This window comes from Streptomyces sp. NPDC048484 (assembly GCF_040651415.1).
In the GTDB taxonomy this organism is placed as follows: Bacteria; Actinomycetota; Actinomycetes; order Streptomycetales; family Streptomycetaceae; genus Streptomyces.
Map to the genome: position 1 here is coordinate 93,391 of NZ_JBEZJY010000012.1, position 19,600 is coordinate 112,990.

Here is a 19,600-nt window from a genome sequence, read left to right on the forward strand (position 1 = left end):
CGTGCGTTGCGTGATCGAGTGCGCGCGGGTCACCGGTTCCCCGTGACCCGGCAGGTGGTTTCAGTGGATGACCAGCGGCCCGCCCTCCAGGTAGTTCGCGAGGTCCTCGGCCGCCCTGGGGCGCGAGGGCGGGTGGAAGCCGAGTCCGTGGACGGCCGCCGCGAGGTAGCCGATGTCGTCCCCGCCGACGAACGCCATGCCGCCGAGCAGTTCCACCGCGCGCGGTACGACCCGGGCGATGGCGTCCTGGGCGGCGTACCGGGCGAACAGGCACTCGGCGAGCAGTTCCTCCTCGGCCTGGTGCTCCGGGACCCGTCGGGCCACGTTCTCCAGACCGCCCATGGCCGCCTCCAGCGCGGCGACCAGCGCGACCCGGTCGGCCGCCGGCACCGCGGGGCGCCGCAGCACCCGCTCCACCAGGGCGCTCGCCGCGCCCAGATAGCTGGCGCCCATCAGCAGCTCGAACCAGACGAACCCGGCGGTCTGGAGTTCGTCCAGCGCCTTTCCGACGGGCGTCTCGGTGCGTACGACGAGTTCCTCCGGGACCAGGACATCGTCCAGCGTGACCTGGTCGCTCTCCGCCCCGGCCAGGACGAAGCTGCCCCAGAACGGGCTGACGTGGAGCCCTTCGCTGCCCGCCGGGACCAGTGCAACGGCCAGTTGCTCGCCGTTCCCGTCGAGACGGGGCACCCGTACGCTCGCGGTGAGCAGGTCCATGGAGTGGGCGAGGCTGCACGGGCGTTTGACACCGCTGACGCGTACGCCCGCGGATTCCACCTCGGCGGTCATGGTGGGCTCCAGGATCCCGGCACCGGAGCGGCCCTCGGCGAAGCCCGACGCGAGCAGCTGCCCGGTGGTCGCGATGCCCTCCATGAGCATCCACTCCAGACCGTCGCCGGTCTCGCTCAGCACCACCAGGCTCGCCATGGAGAAGTGGTGCATGGTGGTGGCGACGGCCAGCGAGGGCGAGCGGGCGCCGATGGCCCGCTGGACCCGGACCGCCTCCACCGCTGTCGCGCCGACGCCCTTGTGCCGGGTGGGCACCAGCAGGCCCGGGCCACCGGCCGTGCGGAAGTCCTGGATGCCCGGGCTGCCCGGCCGTTCGAGGTCGAGCAGCGGATGGTCCGCCAGGGCCTGGTCGAGCCCCGGCAGCAGCTTGTCGATGGTGCTCCGTTCACGTGCCAAGAAGCGCATGCGCGCCTGGCCCCCGTTTCTGTGTCTGCTCTGTGGTCCGTTCTGCGTCGGTTCTGTCTGTTCTGAATTCCGGGGTGCGGGATGCGGGGTGCGGTCACACGGCGTTCGCCGTCCGCATCAGTCGCCACACCGCGCCCGGACGTGGGCGCCCCTGGAAGGCGATGTACTCGGGCAGCACCGTGTGCGGTCCCCACTTCTGCTTGTAGGCAAGCTGGGTCGCCGCCGGATACACGGCCTCGCCGTGAGTGGCGAGGAAAGCGACGATCCGTCGTACGAACGGACTCGACCCCGGTGTCTCGTACTGCTCGTCGAGGCCGGTGAAAGGGGTGAACCCCAGGTGCAGCCAACCCGCCCCTTCCTCCGTGAACCGTTCGATGGCGGTGACATTGATCGTCTCCATCACCCCGGGCGGCACCTCGGGGCGGCGACGGGTCAGATCATGCAGCAGGCCCGGCCGGCTGCCGTGCACGGGCGCGTAGGTGATGTATGCGACGGGCGTGCCGTCGAGTCGGCCGAGGAAGAGCCGGCGCTGTGCGTCCCCCGCGCCACCGCGCTCCCCGACGAGGAAGTTCAACTCCTTGGTGTGCCGGCCCTTGGCGCGCAGCCACTGTCCGTCTATGTCGTCCAACTCCCGTGCCCACGCGCCGGGTTCGACCTCCTCCACCACAAGTCCGCTGCGCCGGGCCCGGGAGATCTTGTTGCGCAGCTTTACGAAGGGAGCGCCGCGCAGGGTGAACCGTTCGAGGTCGATCGCGTACGACGCGCCGATCTGATTGACCGTGAAGCCTCGTCCGGCGTAGATGTCCGCGTCGGCGCGCTGGAGCTGGACCGCGAGTATCCGCTTGCGCCGCTCGGCCGCGAAGTCGGTGAACCGGGCGAGCAGTGCCTCGTAATCGGCGTCCGGGGCCAGCGGGCCGGCGAACTGGACGAGATACCGCCCGGCGGTGCGGTAGACCACCGCGCCGCGCAGCCCCGGCGCCGTGAAGACCTCGTTGCCGGTGTTCAGCGCGAGGAAGCCACTGGGGTTGTCGCTGTACTGCAGCGCGTCCAGCACTTCGGTGAGTTCGGTGAGTTCGGTGAGTTCGGTGAGTTCAGGGAGCTCAGGAGTCGACGGCATGCGGGCCCCTCCTTCCGGTCCGCTCCGACTGGTGCGCGTTCGCGGTCGCGAGCGCTTGTGGAGTGTCTTCTGGCGTGTTCGGAGCGCCCTGCCCCTCCGGCTTGGTGTAAGTACCCACAAAGTCTGAGAAAGCGGGATGAGTGGCCGGCTCGAACGGGATGCCGAACGGCTTCAGGGAGTTGCCGAACAGCCCCCGGTCGCCCAGCAGATGGATCGGGATCGCGAGCAGAGCCCACTCCGGCTCCACCAGCCAGGCCCACAATCCCGCCATGACCGCTCCGGTGACCAGGCTGTGCATGGTGTTGTAGGCGACGTAGTAGCCCTTCGGGACCCGGCCGTCCCTGCTGCGGCGGAAACGTATCGCCCCGGGTAGGTAACCGACGAGGTCGATGACGGCGAAGAAGCCCACAAAGACCGGCCAGCGGATGTCCTCCAGGTGGGCCAGGGCCAGGACCACCGAAACGCCCAGCGCGACCAGCCATTCCGCCCGGTGCAGCGCGTACGTCGTCCTCGTCTCGAAGAGGTTGCGACTGTCCACGTCTTCGTCTCTCCCCGTGTTGTGCGTAGGTGTGGCGGACAGGTGTCGCGGGTCAGAGTCCGGCGGCCATGGCCGCGGTGAGCCCCATGTACTCCATGCGCTGGTCCTGCATGTCGGAGGACCAGGTCAGCGCCTGTTCGATGCGCTCCTGCGCGGTGGTGTCGACCAGTCGGCGCCCGGGCCAGATCTCGTAGTCGCCCACGTCGTCGGCGTGTTCCTCAAGGCCCTGCTGGAAGAGCGCCTCACGTCGGCCGAGCATCTCCAGCACCGGCACGGAACCCCACAGGTCCCGGCCGCGCCGGATGAGGTCCGCCAGTCGCCCGGTGTCCTCCGGGTGGTCGCGCAGATGCGTGCGTACGACGCTGCTGCCCACGGTGAGATGGCGGATCTCGTCGATGCCGGCGCCCCGCTCGATCTGGGCGGCGGCGGGGTCGAGGACCCGCCACTTGCGCTCGCTCAATTCGGCGGCCGGGGCGAGAACACCCTCCACGAGGACGGTGAGCGTGACCACGCCACCGATGAAGTCGCCCTGGTCACGCAGTGGTTGGGTGAACTCCTCCAATGGCTCCAGCACCTTGCGCACATCGTCGCCGGAGAACTCCTCGATGGTCCGGGCGAGTTCGTCGCGCGGGATGCCGAGGTCGACGATGTGGTCGCGGAAGACGCGGGCGTGCCGGGCCTCGTCGATCAGTTGAGTGGCGTAGAACTCCATGGTCGGGATGGTCGGTGCGGTGTCCACCAGGACGGTGATCGCGCGGGTCGCCTTCTCCTCGGCGACGGACCGGAAACCCAGTTCGCTGATGAGTGCGGAGCGCAGCGGCCCCTCGCGCCGCATGTACTCGGGGATGCGGGCACCGGCGGTGTGCCCGCGGACCAGGCCGCGCAGGGTGCCCTGTGCGACGGCCGACAGCCAGTAGTCCAGGTCGCAGCTCTCCGGGGTGAGTTCAAGGGTCATGGCCCCCTCGATGAGATTGGGTGCGGACTCCCAGTCCGCTTCCCTTGGCGTCGGAGTTGCCGTCATTTAAATCTCCCGATTCATCGACGCTGTCGACTGTGTCGACTGTGAAATGTGTGGCATTTTTTGCGCACTGGTGCGCGCGGCTCAGTTCACGGAGTTTGCTGCAGTACTGACCGCGCGTCACCGGATTCCGGCGCCCGCTGGGTACAATGGCAATGCCGACACGCTGGGTGCCCCGAGTGTTCCAGCCGTCCGGACCCGCTCCGGCGGCCTACTGTTTCTCTCAGGCCGCTCCGTGCTCTCCGGCCTCGATGAGGGACTCGACTTCCTTGCTTCGCGCGGCGAATTCACGCCGATCAGAGTCCTCGCGCTCCGCGATGTCCTCGTCGTCCCGCATCAGAGTGCTGAGATCGACGTCCGCCATCCGCAGGACTCCCATCTCGCTGTAGGCGTCACGCACTCGGGGACCCCACAGTCCGATGTCTTTGACGCACGGCACGATACGGCTGAACAGATGTGTGCGGAAGGAGCGTACCCGTTCGCCCTTGTCCATATATTCGAGGCATTCGTCCTGGTCGTAGCCGAGCGTTTCCCACACCTCCTGCATCCGGAAGCGGTCGCGCATCAGATAACAGCCGTCGATGACGAACTCCTCGCGCTCGGCACGCTCCTTGTCGGACAGCTGGGCGTAGTAGTCGCGCAGCGCCAGCCGGCCGAACGCCACGTGCCGGGCCTCGTCCTGCATGACGTAGGCCAGGATCTGCTTCGGCAGCGGCTTGTCCGTACGGTCCCGCAGCACACCGAAGGCCGCCAGTGCGAGCCCCTCGATGAGCACCTGCATCCCCAGGTAGGCCAGGTCCCAGCGGGAGTCGCTGAGCGCGTCCTGCAACAGCCGCTGCAGATGCGGGTTGATCGGATAGACCATGCCGATCTTGTCGTGCAGGAAGCGCGAGAAGATCTCCGCGTGCCGCGCCTCGTCCATCACCTGGGTCGCCGCGTAGAACTTGGAGTCCATATCCGGAACTGTTTCCACGATGCGGGCCGAAGTGATCAGCGCACCCTGTTCACCGTGCAGGAACTGCGAGAACTCCCAGGAGGCGAGGTGCTGCCGGAGTTCGCGCTTGTTGGCGTCACTGAGCTTGCGCCACTGCCGTGATCCGTAGATCGATATCATGTGTTCCGGCGTGCCCATGACGTCAAAAGGGTCGACGTCGGCGTCCCAGTCTATCCGCGTAACACTGTCCCACTGTTTGTCCTTGCCCTTCTGGTACAGGGCCAGCAGGCGCTCACGGCCGTCTTCGTAATCCCAGGTGAACTGGGTGTCGGCTCCTCCTGAAAAGTTCCAGCCGTCTTTATGATCCATTTCTGTTCCCCCGTCAGGCACACGTTTCCCCCGGCTGCCACCGGACACTCGAACCTCACACGGTGGTGACCCGAGGCTCATCCAGCTAAACAGATCCACTTTTTATCTGCGGGGCGGCGCGGCGTGATTCCTGAAAAATCTCCCGCACGCCCGCACTCTTGAATCTCCCGCACTCTCTCGGTGCTATACGGACGGGGGACTCGCATCCCGCGTGTGACATGGGTCACGTAAAAAGAGGTCGGTGGCGCGAGGGGTGCGGCAGATGACCGCGTATTGAAGGCGTCGCAAAGTTCGTTCCACCCCCGCCCCGAACCGCGGAAAGCGCCGGGTGGGAGAGGAGAGGTTCCCGTAGCGGCCCAACGGGGGCCGGACCCAGGTCCGGCCGGGCGCACATGATGCGCCTCGCAGGTTCGAATCCTGCCCTCTCCGCCAGACCTGATCACGCGGGCGTCTGCGCACCCGGGCGTTTGCTCACGCGGGCGTCTGTTCGCCCATCGATCCGCCCGTCCGAGAGGGAGCACCATGACCGGAACGGCCGGCACAGCGGCATCGCAGCCCACCACACGCTGTCTGGTCGTCGCCAACCCCGCTGCGGGCAGCGCCGATCCGGACCTGATCGGCCGGATCCTGAGCACGACGCGGGTGCTCGCGGACAGCGTCCGTGTCCACCGGACCACCGCGCCCGGCGACGCCACGCGCGTGGTGGCGCAGGCCGCGGACAGCGGCGTGGACGCGCCCGAGGTGGTACTCGTGATCGGCGGCGACGGTACGGTCCGGGAGGCCGCCGAGGGGATCGCGCGGGCGGCCCGCCCCGGCCCCCGGCCCGCACTGCTCATTGCCCCGGCGGGCACCGGCAACTCCGTGCACCGCGCACTGTGGGGCGATCTACCCTGGCCCGAGGTACTGCGCACCGCGCTGGGCACCCGCGCCACCGTCATCCGCCGCCTGGACGTCGCCTGGGCCGCAGACCGTGAACGAGCGGTGGGTGGACGGGCGGTGGGTGAACGAGCGGTACTGCTCGGTGCCGCCACCGGCTTCGTCGCCGAGGTGACCGCCCGCGCACGCGAACTGGCCGAGGTCGCGGGCCGGGAGCGGTATCACCGCGCGATGGGCGAGGTGCTGCCCACGTACCGTCCCTACCCGGGGCGCGTCACCGTCGACGGCACCGTACTCCACAAGGGGCCGACCACCATGGCCCTGGTCGGCGGGGCCCGGCATCGCGTCGGGACCTTCAATGTGCTGCCCTGCTCCGAGCTCGACGACGGCCTCCTGGACATCTGCGTCATCGACGGCGACCTCGGCACCGCCGAGCGCGACGAACTCGCTCTCCACATCATGGCCGGCACCCACCTCGGCCGCCGCGGCGTCCACTACGCCCAGGGCCGCCACGTCCTCCTTGAACGTACCGACGCGCTGCCCCTCACCTTTGAACACGACGGCGAACTCTGGCCCTCCGCCCCCCGCTCCGTGGAACTCCGGGTGTCCCCGGGGGCGGTCCCGGCCCTGGCACCCGCGCAACGCTGACCCGCGAAGCACCGGAAACCGTATGAGCCCCCCGCTGCTGCCGGGGGGCTCACGAGGTCCTGCGCCGGCCTACACGGTCTCCGGCTCCGCATCCGGCACGATCCTCATCGGGAACGGAGGCAGACCGACCCCGCTGAGCCGGTACCGGTTCCACGGATCGACATCCCCCAGCCTGGCCGGCGCCTCGCCGTGGGGCGTGCGCAGGACGACGTCGGCAGTCCGGTCCTCGGCGAGTGCGGTCACCTCGGAGTCCGGGCTCACCCTGCCGTACCAGTGGTACCGCCCGTCGATCGGCTCGAAGTACACGCCCAGATGCACCTGGACCGGCAGGGTCGTGTTCCCGGAGCGGATCACGGCCTCGCCCCGGTATTCCTGATCGTTCATTTCGGTCCCCCTGGAATCGGCTGCGCGGGAGATGTGGTGATCCCCGCGTAAAAGAGGTGACTGACCTCAGCCGGAGAAGGGCCGTACCTCAACGCTAATGGAGGAACCCGGAAATGACGACCCGTGACGACACCCGTGACGACACCCGTGACGACACCCGTGACGACACCCGTGACGACACCCGTGATGACACCCGGGGCGACAACCGTGATGACACCCGGGGCGACAACCGAGAGAACACCGCCTCACGCCTGTTGGCCGCTTCGGCCCGGCGCTCCTACGACTCGGCGGTGGACATCGACTGGTCTGCTCCCCTGCCCGAGGATCTGTACCACTGGCCGCCGGAGCGGATGAGTCTGTACGGCACCGAACTGTGGGACACGCTGAGCCCCGAGCAGAAGGTCCGGTTGTCCCAGCACGAGGCCACGAGCATGGCCGCCACCGGCGTCTGGTTCGAGATGTTCTCGGTGCAGATGCTGGTGCGTTACGCCTACAAGCTCGACCCGACCGCCCAGCCCACGCAGTACGCGCTCGTCGAGGCCGGGGACGAGTGCCGGCACATAGTGATGTTCTCGCGGTCCATCCACCGGGGCGGCACACCGGTGTACCGACTGAGCCGGTTCACCAGTGTGCTCGGCAGCGTGATGGCGAAGACCGCCTGGGGGCCCTCCCTGCTGGCCACGATCCTCACGGCGGAGGAGATCACCGACCGGTTCCAGCGCGAGACGATGAACGACGAGCGGATCCAGCCGCTGGTCCGCGCCGTGGGCCGGATCCATGTGGTGGAGGAGGCCCGCCATGTCCAGTGGGCCCGCGAGGAAATCGTCCGCCTGATGGCCGACACCAACCGCCTGAGCCGCGCGGTCCATCGAGTGGTGCTGGCAGGCGCCGCCGGTACGGTCGCCCGCAGCCTGATCAACTCCCGGGTGTACGAGGCTGTCGGCCTTCCTCGTCGCCGCACCCGCAGGGCCGCCCTCCGCAATCCCGAATACCAGGAGACCCTCCGCTGGTCGGCGGAGAAGATCATCCCCTTCCTCACTGAGGTGGGCCTCATCGGCGGCCCCACCACCTGGCTCTGGCGCCGGGCGCACCTGCTGTGACCGACGCCCGTCCCGATCGCTCAAGGCCGGGAGGCCGAGCCGGTCATTCGTCGGGACCGGCGACCTGGGTCCGCTCGGGGCGGGCCGGTGCCGCGTCCCTCAGGACAAGCGGCCCACATGCGCCAGGGCCTGCCTGAGCAGGGTGCCGCGGCCGCCCGGCATCTCGTTGAGGACCATGGGGGACGAGGCCTCCTCGGGGCTGAACCAGACCAGGTCGAGGGCGTCCTGGCGGGGGCGGCAGTCGCCGGCCACCGGGACGATGTAGGCGAGGGACACCGCGTGCTGGCGGGGGTCGTGGAACGGCGTGTCCCCGAGCGTCGGGAAGTACTCGGCGACGGTGAAGGGCTGCAGCGCGGCCGGGACCCGGGGCAGCGCGACCGGTCCGAGGTCCTTCTCCAGGTGACGCAGAAGGGCGTCCCTGACCCGTTCGTGGTGCAGCACCCTGCCGGAGACGACGGAGCGGCTGACCGCCCCGTCCGACCCGATGCGGAGCAGCAGTCCGATGCTCGTGACTTCGCCGCTGTCGTCGACGCGTACGGGTACGGCCTCGACGTACAGGACCGGCATGCGGGCGCGTGCTTCCTCCAGGTCGTCGCGAGTCAGCCAGCCGGGCGTGGTATCAGTCATGTCAGACATTCGTTGATCATACTTTCAGCCTCTGGTGTCGCGAGCGTGTCGCCGGACACAGCGGGGTCCGGGGTCATGGATCGTCCATGACCCCGGAGCCTTATAACCGCTGGCCCCCGCCGCAACCGCGAGGTCACTCTCAGGAGGTCGGTTCGGTCACCTTCGTGGCGGTGTCGCCGTCGACGGCCGCGGCCAGTTGCGGGACCAGCCGCTCCAGCATGTACGGCAGGCTCAGCACCGAGACGAAGGAGACGGAGTTGCCGTAGTCGGCGGTCTCCTCGACGAAGACCTCACGTCCCTGCTTCGCCACGTCCAGGTCGGCGTAGAGCGCGTTCTTGTGGAGCTTGGCCCCGTCCTTCGCCGTGTCCGAGACGATCCAGACGACCGCGTCGGTGTCCAGCAGGTCGGTGCGTTCCTTGCTGATGTTGGCGCCGAACTCGTCACCGATGACCTTGTCCAGATCCGTCGGCAGTTTGAAACCGAGGTCGCTCAGGACACGCGAGCGCGGGTCCTGGCTGCCGAAGACGAAGATGCCCTCGTACGGTGTCGCCATCACCCCGGTCGACCTGCTGAACTCCGGATTGTCCTTGGCGGCCGCCGCGAACCTGCCCTCGACGCCCTTGACCAGGTCCTTCGCCTTGGACTCCTGGCCGAGTGCCTTACCGATGATCCCGGTCTGCTGCTGCCACGGCACACCGAAGTCGTTGTACTCCTTGGGCTGGGCCACGACCGGGGCGAACTTCGAGAGGGTCGTGTACTGATCCTTCGTCAGGCCGCCGTAGACCGCGAGGATCAGGTCGGGCCGCAGAGCGGCTATCTTCTCCGTCTGCGGGCCCGTGCCGGTGTCCTTCAGCACGGTCGGGGCCTTCGCGCCGCCCAGTTTGTCGGCGGCCCAGGGGCCGATGGCGCCCTTGTAGCCGCCGAGCCACTCGGTGGTCCCGACGGGCACCTTGCCGAGGGCGAGTACGGCGTCCTGGTCGGTCAGCCCGACCGTGACGATCCGCTTCGGCTCGGACTTGACGGTGGTGCTGCCGTATTTGTGGGCGAGCGTCACCGGGAAGGCGCTGTTCGCGGACGCGGACCTGTCCGTTGCGGCGGCGGCGTCGGAGTCGTCGTCGGAGCCGCAGGCTGCCGCGGTGGTGAACAGGAGGAGCGCGGAGGCGAGCGCCGCGACAAGGCGTGCGCCTCTGGAAGAGCCGGGCATCAGTGGTCCTTCACGGTGGTGGTGTCAGGGCTGTGGTCGTGCGTGCCGTGCTCGTGCGTGTTGCCATGGTGCGTTTTGCGGTGGTGCGTGGGGGTCGGGTCGGCCGCGGTGCGGGTGCCGGACCATGCCTCCCACAGGGAGGCGTAGGGGCCGGCCGCCGTGCACAGCTCGTCGTGCGTGCCGCTCTCCACGATCCGGCCGCCGTCCATGACGACGATCCGGTCCGCGGTGGCGGCCTGGGTGAGGCGGTGCGCGACGATCAGCGCCGTGCGCCCTTCGACCGCCCGGTCGGCCGCCTGCTCCAACAGCCGGGCGCCGGTGCTGCCCGCCTCGGCGGTGGCCTCGTCCAGCACGGCCACCGGCGGATCGGCCAGCACCAGGCGCGCCAGGGCGAGTTGCTGGACCTGTGCGGAGGTCAGGCGGTGTCCGCCGTCGCCGACGACCGTGTCCAGCCCTTCGGGCAGCGCCCCGGCCCAGTCGAGGGCGTCCACCGTGGCCAGCGCCGTGCGCAGCTCGTCGTCGGTGGCGCCGGCCCGTGCGAGCCGCAGATCGTCCGCGAGCGGCCCGGCGAAGACATGCGTCTCCTGCGTGACCAGCGCGACGGGCAGCGCCTCCCGGGGCACTTCGCCGCCGCTCGTCACGTGTACCGGGCTCGTCACGCTCACCGAGCCGGACGTCGGGCGGTGCACGCCCGCGATGAGTTTGGCCAGCGTGGTCTTGCCCGCGCCGCTCACGCCGACCAGGGCCACCCGCTCACCCGCCCGGAGCGTGAGGTCCACGTCGTGCAGGACGGGGCGGCCCGGCTCGTAGGCGTGGTCGATGCCCGTCACGATGACGGTGCCGCCGTGCGAGTCCGCGGTCCGCCGGCCGGCATCGGCCCGTGCTTCCGGGCCGGGCGTCGGCTCGGACGACGACGGCAGGGGCGACGGAGCAGCCGACGGCTCCGACGACGGCTTCGACGACGGCGACTCGGGTGACGGCTGGTCGGCGACCCCGACGAGGCGGGCGAGCGCGGCGGTCGCCGACTGCGCGTCGTCGAGGAGCACGAGCGCCGAGTTGACCGGCGTGAACAGACTGTGGAAGTAGAGCGCGGCGGCCGTGGCCGTACCGATGGACACCGAACCCCCGCGCACGAGCAGGAACCCGGTGACGAGGACCGCCGCGAGTCCGGCGTACTCGGCCACGTGCAGCCGGTTGTAGAAGTTGAGCACCAGCCGTACGCCGCGCAGCGTCAGCTCGACCGCCGCCGACGAACGCCGGGTCACCCGGGCGGTGTGCTCCTCCTCAAGACGGAACGCCCGTACGGTGCCGGCGCCCGCGATGGTGTCGAGCAACTGCTGCTGCTGGGCCCCCGTCGCGATCCGCTGCTCGGCGTAGAGCGGCACGGCGTTGCGTACGTACCAGCGGGCGGTGGAGGCCTGGACGGGCACCGCGATGAGGGCCGCGAGGAAGAACCGCCAGTCCAGCGCGGCCATCGCGGCCAGGGTCAGCGCGATGGCCAGCAGGGAGCGGGCCAGTTCGGGCAGGGCCGAGCGCACCGCCTCGCCCACCACCGAGACGTCCCGGGTCACCCGCGCGGTGAGGTCGCCCGCCCCCGCCTTCTCCACCTGTTCGAGGGGGAGGCGCAGGGCCTTTTCGACGAATCGCTCGCGCAGTTGCGCCAGGACGGTCTCGCCCAGCCGGGACACAAGCCCGAGCCCCAGCACGGTGGTCGCGCCCTGCGCGAGGGCGACCAGCATCAGCAGGACGACCGGCAGGGTGATGCTTCCCGGTGGGCGGTGGTCGGCGACCAGGTCCACGATCCGGCCCAGCAGCGGCTGGACCAGCAGGCCGACGGCGGTGGCCACGATCATCATGGCGAAGCCGCCGAGCGCGAGGCGGCGGTGCGGGCGTATCAGTTCGCGTACGGCGGCACGGGTACGGGCCTGCGTCGCGGTGGGCAGCAGTTCCCGGCCGGCGGGGGCCTGCCCGGTGTCACCGATGCCGAGGGAGATGCCGCTCATGTCACGGGCGGTGTCGCTCATGCCAGTACCGCCGCTCGATATACCTCGTGACGGGCTATCAGGTCGGAGTGCGAGGCCGTGTCCATGACCCGGCCGTCGTCGAGCAGCACCACCCGGTCGGTCACGGAGAGCAGTGCGGGGCTGGTGGTGACGAGAACCGTGGTGCGGCCCTTGCGGACCTGGCGCAGGCCGGCGGCGATGCCCGCCTCGGTCACCGCGTCGACCGCCGTGGTCGGGTCGTGGACCACGAGGACGGGACGGTCGGCGGCCAGAGCGCGGGCGAGGGCGACCCGTTGGCGCTGACCGCCGGAGAGTGAGCGGCCGCGCTCACTGACCGCGGTGTCCTCACCTTCGGGCAGTGTCTGCGCGACCTGGGCCACCCCGGCCGCCGTCATGGCGGGTTCGGGATCGCCGGACTCGGGGGCGGCGGCCGTGACGTTGCCGCGGACGGTGCCCTCGAAGAGGTCCGCGTCGTGCTCGGCCACCAGCATCGCCGTACGCATCTCGGCCGGGTCCAGGTCCCGCAGGGACACCCCGTCCAGTTCCACCGTGCCGGTGTCGGGATCGGCCCGCCGGGCCAGACAGCGCAGCAGGTCGGTGGCGTGGGCGGGGTCGGTCGCGACCACGCCCAGCAGTTCGCCGGGTGCGATGTCCAGGTTCACCTCGCGCAGCCCGCCGTGGCTGACGCCGGCCAGCCGCACCGCGCCCCGTACCCGCTGGGGCAGGGCCCGCTCCCCGGCCGTGACGCTGTGCGCGGTCGCCAGCACCTCCGCGACCCGCCCGGCCGAGGCCCGGCCCTGCGCGAGTTCGGCGTTGACCCAGGCGAGCGTTTCGAGGGGGCCGAGCAGGAAGAGCGCGAGCCCGACCGCCGACACCAACTGGCCCAGGCTGATACTGCCTTCGGCGGCCAGCCGTCCGCCGACCAGAGCGACGACGGCGATCAGGCAGCCGGTCAGGGAGAGCACCATGCCGCTCTGGAAGGCCTGCGCGCGGGCGGCCTTCAGCGTGGCCCGCAGGGAGTCGCGGCTGGTGGTGCGGTAGCGGTCGATGGCCGCCGACTCCCCGCCGATGCCCTTGAGGACCCTGAGGCCGGCCACCAGGTCGGCGGCGACGGCGGAGGCGTGTGCCGCCCGCTCCTGCTCGGCCTCGCTGCGGGTCTCCAGGGGTTTGCTCAGCAGATGCCCGAGCCAGAGCAGCACGGGTGTGCCCAGCAGGACGACCAGGCCCAGCAGGACCGAGGTGCGCAGCAGGACGAAGGCGCAGGTGAGGATGCCGACCAGGGACGCGATCCCGTACATCACCGCCGTGTTGACGCCGCCGACCCGCTTGGCGTCCTCGGTCGCGATGTTGGCCAGCGCCCCGGGCAGCCGGCCTTCCTCGGCGCCGCCGCCGGGGTGCAGTACCCGTCGTACGAGGGCGATGCGCAGGGAGTGTTCGGAGCGGACCGCGGACCGGTCGCCGGCCCAGGCGCCGAAGCGGAAGGACAGTGCCAGCGCCACATAGACCACGGCGAGGACGCCGAGCCAGAGGAAGAGGGCACCGGTGTCGGACCCGGTGACGGCCCGGTCGATCACCACGCCGATCAGAACCGGAACCAGTGCTTCCCCGATCTGGTGCCCGGAACCGAGCAGTGAGCCGAGGGCGACGTCCCGCCGCTGCTCTCTGACCGACTCCCGCAGGACGTCACGTCCCGATGGATATGACGGATATGTGGGACTCACCCGTAACCCCTCGGGATCGGACGAAGTGAACTTAGGTGAGGCTACTCTAAGTTGCTGACCATGGTGTAGCCAGAGCCGACAGTGTCGTCGCTGTCGCCGTCGTCGATGCCGCCCAGCCGGCGCGCATCGTGCCGAAGGCACCCGCGCGGGTGTGACGGCACGCGAATCCGTGACGTCACACCCGGCCCGGGCGACCCCTCAGCCGGCTCGCACGGCCGCGTCGGCCGTCTCCGTCACGCGGGTCAGGTCCGCCGCGTCGGTCGCGTCGGTCAGGTGGTCCGTGCGATGAGCTATCAGGGAGTCGAGGATCTCGCCGGACCGGACCGCCGTGGTGGACAGCAGAGTCGAGGTGAGGCCGTGCGTGTGCTCGGTCGCACCCTGCAGGTAGATGCCCGCCGTGACATCGGGAGTGAGCTCGACACGGTGGTCGCGTCCGACGCGCACCGCGTCCCTGTCGTCCCGCAGGCAGAGTTTCGCCGTTCTGCCCAGGAGGGTGTCGAGGTCTCTGGGGCGGTAGCCCGTCGCATGGACCAGCAGGTCCGCGGAGAGCACCTCCCGTTCTCCGGTGGGCAGATACTCGACGGTGACCTCCAGGTGGTCGTCGAGGCTGCGTACGTCCCGGATGCGGGACACGTTGCGCAGCCGCAGCCGTTCACGGCCCTGGACCTTCTCGCGGTACATCGTCGCGTACAGCGACTCGATGAGATCCATGTCGACCACCGAGTAGTTGGTGCTCCGGTGGTAGTCGACCAGGGACTGCTTCACCTCCGTCGTGGACCGGAAGTAGACGTCCACGGCCTCCGGGTCGAAGATCCGGTTGGCGAACGGGCTGTCGTCGGCGGGCGTGTACCCGTACTTGGCGAAGACCGCGCAGATCTCCGCCTCGGGGAAGGACCGGTGCAGGTAGTCGAGCGCCTCGGCGCCGCTCTGTCCCGCGCCGAGCACGAGAACGCGGCCCACCGGGGCGCCGGAGGTGTTCAGTTCCCGTACGCGCGGAACGAGTTGGCTGTTGTGCCAGATACGGTCCGACAGGGCCGTGTCCGGGGGCAGATGCGGTTCCAGGCCGACGGCCACCGAGATGTTCCGGGCCCTTCGGGTGATGGTCCGCTCCGGCGCGCCGGGCACGCGGCTGACGACGTCCAGCCAGCGGATCTCACCGTCCGGCCCCGTCACCGGCTCGACGGACACGACCTCGTCCGAGTAGTCGACCAGGTGCGCCACCCGGTCGGCCGCCCACTCGAAGTACTCGTGGAACTCGATCCGCAGAGGGAACAGCGTCTTTGCGTTGAGGAAATCCACCATCCTGTCCCGCTCCCGCAGGAAGCACAGGAAGCTGAAGTCGCTGGTCGGGTTGCGCATGGTGACCAGGTCCTTGAGAAAGGAGACCTGCATCGTGGCGTCTTCGATGAGCATTCCCCGGTGCCAGCCGAACGACGGCTGGCGCTCCAGGAATCCCGCGCGGATCCGGTTCTCCGGAGCGGCTTGGGCGTTGTGTTCCTCAATCGCAATGGCCAGTGCGAGATTTGACGGCCCGAAACCTATACCGAGCACGTCAAGGACGGCGTCCGGCTCGTCGTGCAGTGCGTTCACCGCAACTTTTCCTTCCCCTAGACGCACCGATGGTAAATAAGGTTAGCCTTACCTTGCAATGGTGTGTCCTAAGAGAGGATCGACTATGCGGGTCGTCATGTTCGGCTATCAGACCTGGGGGCATCGCACCCTCCAGGCTCTGTTGGACTCCGACCACGAGGTGGTCATGGCCGTGACCCACCCCAAGAGCGACCACGTGTACGAGAAGATCTGGGACGACTCGGTGGCCGACCTGGCCGAGAAGCACGAGGTTCCGGTGCTGCTGCGCAACCGGCCCGACGACCCCGAGCTGCTCGCCGCCCTGCGAGATGCGGCGCCCGACCTGATCGTCGCCAACAACTGGCGCACCGTGCTGCCCCCGGAGGTCTTCGACCTGCCGCCCCACGGCACGCTCAACATCCACGACTCGCTGCTCCCGGCGTACGCGGGGTTCTCCCCGCTGATCTGGGCGCTGATCAACGGCGAGCGGGAGGTCGGTGTCACCGCGCACCGGATGAACGCCGAACTCGACGCCGGGGACGTCCTGTTGCAGCGGGCCGTGCCGGTCGGTGCGGCCGACACCGTCGCCGACCTGTTCCACCGCACGGTCGATCTGATCGCCCCGGTCGTCAACGAGTCGCTCGACCTCATCGCCTCGGGCCGCGCCCAGTGGATACCGCAGGACCGCAGCCGGGCCAGCTTCTTCCACAAGCGGTCCCTGGAGGACAGCCGCATCGACTGGACCTGGCCGGCCGAGGACATCGAGCGGCTCGTACGGGCCCAGTGCGACCCGTACCCGAACGCCTTCACCCACCACCGCGGGCGGCGCCTCAGGATCGTCGAGTCCGCTGTGTCCAGGGGCTGTTACGGCGGCACGCCGGGGCGGATCTTCATCCGGGAGGGTGATGGCGTGGTCATCGTCGCGGGTACGGAGGCGAGGAACGGCCGTCTGCGCGGGCTGGTCGTCAAGCGCGTACGCACCGAGGACGGGGAGGAGCACGCGGCGACCGACTACTTCCGCACGATGGGCGGCTACCTCACGGTCCGGCCGTAACCGGCCCGGCCGTAGCCGGGCTGCCCGTAAGCGGCCCGGCAGCGGCCGAAGCCGCCGTGGCAGTAGCCCGCGGGATGTGCTTCGTCCGCGGGCGCGTCGTGGCTGGGCGCGCAGTTCCCCGCGCCCCTACGTGGCGCCGGCCCCGTGGTGGCGACCCATGGGGATGACCAGCGGTGTGTGGCTGACCGGGTCCATCGTGATCCGGCAGGTCAGGTCGAAGACGTCCTCGACGGTCTCGGCGGTGATGACCTCGGCGGGGCTCCCCTCGGCGACGATCTTGCCGGACTTCATGGCGACCACGTGATCGGCGTACCGGCAGGCCTGGTTGAGGTCGTGGAGCACCATCACGACCGTGCGGTTCTCCCGCCGGTTGAGGTCGGTGACGAGGTCCAGGACGTCGATCTGATGGGCCAGGTCGAGATACGTCGTCGGCTCGTCGAGCAGCAGTACGGGCGTGCCCTGGGCGACCGCCATGGCGATCCAGGCGCGCTGCCGCTGGCCGCCGGACAACTCGTCGACGGGCCGGTCGGCGAGATCCGTCATGTTGGTGGCGGCCAGCGCCTGGTGCACGGCCTGCTCGTCCGCCTTCGACCACTGCCGCCACCAGGTCTGGTGCGGTGAACGCCCGCGGTTGACCAGGTCGATGACGGTCAGACCCTCGGGCGCGACCGGGCTCTGCGGCAGGATGCCCAGACGCTGGGCGAGTTCCCTGCTCGGGATGGACTGCAGGGCCCGGCCGTCGAGGTGGACGGCGCCTGCCTTGGGCGCCAGCAGCCGGGCGAGGGCCCGCAACAGGGTGGACTTGCCGCACGCGTTGGCGCCGACGATGGCCGTGATCCGGCCGGGCGGGACCGCCAGGTCGAGGCCGTCGACCACCAGCCGGTTGTCGTACGCCAGCCGCAGACCGCTCGCCCGCAGGTCGGGGTCGGGGGCGGAGGCGGGGGTCGAATCGGTGCCGGGGGACACGGAGCCGTCCGGCGCGCGGTCGGTCGGCAGGGGATCAGCCGACAGAGGATCAGCCGACATGAGATCAACCTCCTGAACCCGCGCGGTTGGCGCGGACGAGCAGCCAGAGCAGGACCGGTGCGCCCAGCACACCGGTGACGATGCCGACCGGCAGTTCCGTGCCGGAGACGAGCGTACGGGCGATGAGGTCACCGCCCAGGACGACGAGAGCCCCGGTCAGTCCGGAGGCGACGGTGGGCGGCCAGGCCGTGCCGGCCAGCCGCTGCGCGATCTGCGGAGCGGCGAGCGCCACGAAGGCCACGGGCCCCGCGGACGCGGTGGCGAAGGCGATCAGGCCGACACCGGTGAGCAGGATGGCGAGGCGTACGGGCTGCACGCGCGTCCCGAGGCCGGTGGCCACGTCGTCACCGAGTTGCAGGGTACGCAGCAGGCGGCCGAGCAGCAGGGCCGCGGGCAGCAACACGGCCAGCGCTACGGCGAGCGGCCCGACCTGGCCCCAGGTGCGGCCGTTGAGGTTGCCGACCAGCCAGCCGAGCGCGGCCTGCGCCTGGAAGCGGCCGCCCCTGGCCACGAGATAGTCGGTGGCGCTCGTACAGATCCAGGCCACACCGATGCCGACCAGGATGATGCGGTAACCGGTGGTGCCGCGCCGCCAGGCCAGCGCGTAGACGGTCAGGGCGGTGACCAGGGCCCCGAACAGTCCGAGGGCCTGGGTGCCCAGACCGCCGTCCCAGCCCAGCACGATGCCCGCGACCACGGCGGTGCCGGCGCCCTGGGTGAGGCCGATCATGTCGGGGCTGGCCAGCGGATTGCGCGTCATGGTCTGGAACAGCGCGCCGGAGACCCCGAAGGCGATCCCGGCGAGCAGTCCGACCAGGGCGCGGGGCAGGCGCAGTTCCTCCACCACGAGGACGGTACCGGGGTCGCCCGACCCCACCAGGGCCCGTACGACATCGGTGAAGCCGATCGGGTAGTCGCCGGTCGTCAGGCCCCAGCAGAACAGGAGGAAGGTGCCCGCGGCGAGTACCGCGGACAGGGCCACCAGCCGGGGGCGGAAGACGCCGGAGAGGGGCGGCAGGGTCAGTCGGTAGGTGCGGAAGTGGGCGGAACCGGCCGAACGGCCGACGCGGGAACGGGACTTGAGAGCGTCACTGGCTTTGAGAGCCGCCCGGGGGTTGAGGTCGGAACGGGGCTCGAGGGCTGGTTTCGGGTTCGGCACGCTCACACCTCCGCCAGATTGCGCCGACGGACCATGGCGATGAAGAACGGGCCGCCGATGAAGGCGACCAGCACACCCGCCTGGATCTCGGTGGGCCGCGCCACGAGGCGTCCGAGGATGTCCGCCGCGAGCAGCAGGATGGGGGCGAGCACCGCCGACAGGGGCAGCAGCCAGCGCTGGTCGGGGCCGATGCCCGCCGACTGGGCGAGCACGCGGGCCACATGGGGGACCACCAGGCCGATGAACACGACGGGGCCGATGACCGCGACCGCGGCCCCCGTCAGCAGGGTGATCGAGGCGACGCCCGCCAGCCGGACCAGGCCGAGCCGCCGGCCGAGCGAGGCCGCGACGTCGTCCCCGAGGGCCAGGCTGTTGAGGGCCGGAGCGCAGGCCAGCGCCAGCACCCCGCCGATGACGAGGAACGGCAGGACCCGCCACACCATGCCGTTCTCCGCCTCCGCGAGCGAACCGGCGGACCAGAACCGGAACTTGTTGAGCGCGTCCACGTCGGTGAGCACGATGGCCTGCGTGAACGACCACAGCATCGAGGTGACGGCGATTCCCGCGAGTGCCAGCTTCACCGGGGTCATCCCGGACCGCCCGAGCCCGCCCAGCAGATAGACGGCCCCCGTGGCGATCAGCGCCCCGGCGAACGCGAACCACACATAGCCGTACAGCGAGTTGATGCCGAGCACTCCGACGGCGAGCACGATGGCGAAGGAGGCGCCGGCGCTGACCCCCAGTACTCCGGGGTCGGCGAGCGGATTGCGGGTCAGGGCCTGCATCAGCGCCCCGGCCAGCCCGAGGGCCGCGCCCGCCGTGAGGCCGAGCGCGGTGCGGGGCATCCGCGCGGACCAGACGACATTGTCCACGAAGCGGCTCGGAGCGTCGCCGAACAGGGCCCGGATCACCTGGTCCGGCGGGATGTTGGCCGCGCCGAGCGCCAGTGACAGCAGGCAGAGAACGGCCAGGACGGTCCCCAGCAGTGTCACGAGAAGGACAGGGCGCACTCTCTTGCCCGTCATCTTGCGGTCTCCAACGGCCGGCTCCCTTAGGTTA

17 protein-coding genes and 1 tRNA gene are annotated in these 19,600 nt (G+C 70.1%); 4 read left to right on the forward strand and 14 right to left on the reverse strand.

Annotated elements, in window-relative coordinates; all coding sequences use genetic code 11:
* Positions 1 to 60 precede the first annotated feature (60 nt).
* The 5 genes from AB0D14_RS14460 to AB0D14_RS14480 form a co-directional block, all read right to left on the reverse strand.
* Positions 61 to 1,194 carry an acyl-CoA dehydrogenase family protein gene (locus tag AB0D14_RS14460; protein ID WP_362778385.1) on the reverse strand — a complete coding sequence of 378 codons (1,134 nt, stop codon included), beginning with the start codon at positions 1,192 to 1,194 and terminating at the stop codon, positions 61 to 63.
* A gap of 94 nt (positions 1,195 to 1,288) precedes the next feature.
* Positions 1,289 to 2,311 carry a DUF2156 domain-containing protein gene (locus tag AB0D14_RS14465; protein WP_362778386.1) on the reverse strand — a complete coding sequence of 341 codons (1,023 nt, stop codon included), beginning with the start codon at positions 2,309 to 2,311 and terminating at the stop codon, positions 1,289 to 1,291.
* Positions 2,295 to 2,849, reverse strand: coding sequence for a hypothetical protein (locus tag AB0D14_RS14470; protein WP_362778388.1), 555 nt, complete (start codon positions 2,847 to 2,849; stop codon positions 2,295 to 2,297). The genes AB0D14_RS14465 and AB0D14_RS14470 overlap by 17 nt, the downstream gene beginning before the upstream one ends.
* Positions 2,850 to 2,901: 52 nt before the next feature.
* On the reverse strand, positions 2,902 to 3,870 hold the full coding sequence (locus AB0D14_RS14475) for a VlmB-like protein (protein ID WP_362778390.1): 969 nt from the start codon (positions 3,868 to 3,870) through the stop codon (positions 2,902 to 2,904).
* 220 nt (positions 3,871 to 4,090) lie between these two features.
* Positions 4,091 to 5,170, reverse strand: a complete 1,080-nt coding sequence (locus AB0D14_RS14480) for a ferritin-like domain-containing protein (protein ID WP_362778392.1) — start codon at positions 5,168 to 5,170, stop codon at positions 4,091 to 4,093.
* A 336-nt stretch (positions 5,171 to 5,506) separates the two neighbouring features.
* Between AB0D14_RS14480 and AB0D14_RS14485 the strand changes: the two genes are divergently transcribed.
* Positions 5,507 to 5,602 (forward strand) — tRNA-Trp (locus AB0D14_RS14485).
* Between the two features lie 90 nt (positions 5,603 to 5,692).
* On the forward strand, positions 5,693 to 6,694 hold the full coding sequence (locus tag AB0D14_RS14490; RefSeq protein WP_362778394.1) for a diacylglycerol kinase family protein: 1,002 nt from the start codon (positions 5,693 to 5,695) through the stop codon (positions 6,692 to 6,694).
* Between the two features lie 69 nt (positions 6,695 to 6,763).
* Here AB0D14_RS14490 and AB0D14_RS14495 read toward each other — a convergent pair whose 3' ends face one another.
* Complete coding sequence (locus tag AB0D14_RS14495; protein ID WP_362778397.1) at positions 6,764 to 7,078, reverse strand: DUF4873 domain-containing protein; 315 nt, start codon at positions 7,076 to 7,078, stop codon at positions 6,764 to 6,766.
* Positions 7,079 to 7,191: 113 nt separating this feature from the next.
* On the opposite strand from AB0D14_RS14495, the gene AB0D14_RS14500 reads away from it, so the two are divergent.
* The gene (locus AB0D14_RS14500) at positions 7,192 to 8,178 is read left to right on the forward strand and encodes a diiron oxygenase (protein ID WP_362778399.1); all 987 of its coding nucleotides are present in this window, start codon (positions 7,192 to 7,194) and stop codon (positions 8,176 to 8,178) included.
* Between the two features lie 99 nt (positions 8,179 to 8,277).
* Here the strand turns inward: AB0D14_RS14500 and AB0D14_RS14505 are convergent, their stop codons facing one another.
* From AB0D14_RS14505 to AB0D14_RS14525, 5 genes are all read right to left on the reverse strand, one after another.
* Positions 8,278 to 8,805 (reverse strand): NUDIX hydrolase family protein, encoded by a 528-nt coding sequence (locus AB0D14_RS14505; protein WP_362778581.1) that lies wholly within the window; start codon positions 8,803 to 8,805, stop codon positions 8,278 to 8,280.
* Between the two features lie 139 nt (positions 8,806 to 8,944).
* A complete protein-coding gene (locus AB0D14_RS14510) occupies positions 8,945 to 10,009 on the reverse strand; it encodes an iron-siderophore ABC transporter substrate-binding protein (protein ID WP_362778402.1) in 1,065 nt (354 codons plus the stop codon).
* Positions 10,009 to 12,012, reverse strand: coding sequence for an ABC transporter ATP-binding protein (locus AB0D14_RS14515; protein WP_362778583.1), 2,004 nt, complete (start codon positions 12,010 to 12,012; stop codon positions 10,009 to 10,011). Before AB0D14_RS14515 ends, AB0D14_RS14510 begins: the two co-directional genes overlap by 1 nt.
* 17 nt (positions 12,013 to 12,029) lie before the next feature.
* Positions 12,030 to 13,733 carry an ABC transporter ATP-binding protein gene (locus AB0D14_RS14520; protein WP_362778405.1) on the reverse strand — a complete coding sequence of 568 codons (1,704 nt, stop codon included), beginning with the start codon at positions 13,731 to 13,733 and terminating at the stop codon, positions 12,030 to 12,032.
* A gap of 198 nt (positions 13,734 to 13,931) precedes the next feature.
* Positions 13,932 to 15,323, reverse strand: a complete 1,392-nt coding sequence (locus AB0D14_RS14525) for a SidA/IucD/PvdA family monooxygenase (protein ID WP_362778406.1) — start codon at positions 15,321 to 15,323, stop codon at positions 13,932 to 13,934.
* Positions 15,324 to 15,408: 85 nt separating this feature from the next.
* On the opposite strand from AB0D14_RS14525, the gene AB0D14_RS14530 reads away from it, so the two are divergent.
* Entirely contained in the window at positions 15,409 to 16,356 is a 948-nt protein-coding gene (locus AB0D14_RS14530) for a methionyl-tRNA formyltransferase (RefSeq protein ID WP_362778408.1), read from the forward strand.
* A gap of 126 nt (positions 16,357 to 16,482) precedes the next feature.
* Here the strand turns inward: AB0D14_RS14530 and AB0D14_RS14535 are convergent, their stop codons facing one another.
* From AB0D14_RS14535 to AB0D14_RS14545, 3 genes are all read right to left on the reverse strand, one after another.
* Positions 16,483 to 17,382: an ABC transporter ATP-binding protein gene (locus tag AB0D14_RS14535; protein ID WP_362778410.1), complete on the reverse strand. Its 900-nt coding sequence runs from the start codon at positions 17,380 to 17,382 to the stop codon at positions 16,483 to 16,485.
* Between the two features lie 4 nt (positions 17,383 to 17,386).
* A complete protein-coding gene (locus AB0D14_RS14540) occupies positions 17,387 to 18,406 on the reverse strand; it encodes an iron chelate uptake ABC transporter family permease subunit (RefSeq protein WP_362778584.1) in 1,020 nt (339 codons plus the stop codon).
* A 137-nt stretch (positions 18,407 to 18,543) separates the two neighbouring features.
* Positions 18,544 to 19,566 carry an iron ABC transporter permease gene (locus AB0D14_RS14545; RefSeq protein WP_362778412.1) on the reverse strand — a complete coding sequence of 341 codons (1,023 nt, stop codon included), beginning with the start codon at positions 19,564 to 19,566 and terminating at the stop codon, positions 18,544 to 18,546.
* Between the last annotated feature and the right edge of the window lie 34 nt (positions 19,567 to 19,600).

Coding starts and splice junctions, on each gene's coding strand:
- AB0D14_RS14510 (WP_362778402.1), bottom strand. CDS start 10,009: ATGCCCGGCTCTTCCAGAGGCGCACGCCTTGTCGCGGCGCTCGCCTCC.
- AB0D14_RS14480 (WP_362778392.1), bottom strand. CDS start 5,170: ATGGATCATAAAGACGGCTGGAACTTTTCAGGAGGAGCCGACACCCAG.
- AB0D14_RS14535 (WP_362778410.1), bottom strand. CDS start 17,382: ATGTCGGCTGATCCTCTGTCGGCTGATCCCCTGCCGACCGACCGCGCG.
- AB0D14_RS14475 (WP_362778390.1), bottom strand. CDS start 3,870: ATGACGGCAACTCCGACGCCAAGGGAAGCGGACTGGGAGTCCGCACCC.
- AB0D14_RS14500 (WP_362778399.1), top strand. CDS start 7,192: ATGACGACCCGTGACGACACCCGTGACGACACCCGTGACGACACCCGT.
- AB0D14_RS14465 (WP_362778386.1), bottom strand. CDS start 2,311: ATGCCGTCGACTCCTGAGCTCCCTGAACTCACCGAACTCACCGAACTC.
- AB0D14_RS14545 (WP_362778412.1), bottom strand. CDS start 19,566: ATGACGGGCAAGAGAGTGCGCCCTGTCCTTCTCGTGACACTGCTGGGG.
- AB0D14_RS14490 (WP_362778394.1), top strand. CDS start 5,693: ATGACCGGAACGGCCGGCACAGCGGCATCGCAGCCCACCACACGCTGT.
- AB0D14_RS14505 (WP_362778581.1), bottom strand. CDS start 8,805: ATGACTGATACCACGCCCGGCTGGCTGACTCGCGACGACCTGGAGGAA.
- AB0D14_RS14495 (WP_362778397.1), bottom strand. CDS start 7,078: ATGAACGATCAGGAATACCGGGGCGAGGCCGTGATCCGCTCCGGGAAC.
- AB0D14_RS14460 (WP_362778385.1), bottom strand. CDS start 1,194: ATGCGCTTCTTGGCACGTGAACGGAGCACCATCGACAAGCTGCTGCCG.
- AB0D14_RS14515 (WP_362778583.1), bottom strand. CDS start 12,012: ATGAGCGGCATCTCCCTCGGCATCGGTGACACCGGGCAGGCCCCCGCC.
- AB0D14_RS14530 (WP_362778408.1), top strand. CDS start 15,409: ATGCGGGTCGTCATGTTCGGCTATCAGACCTGGGGGCATCGCACCCTC.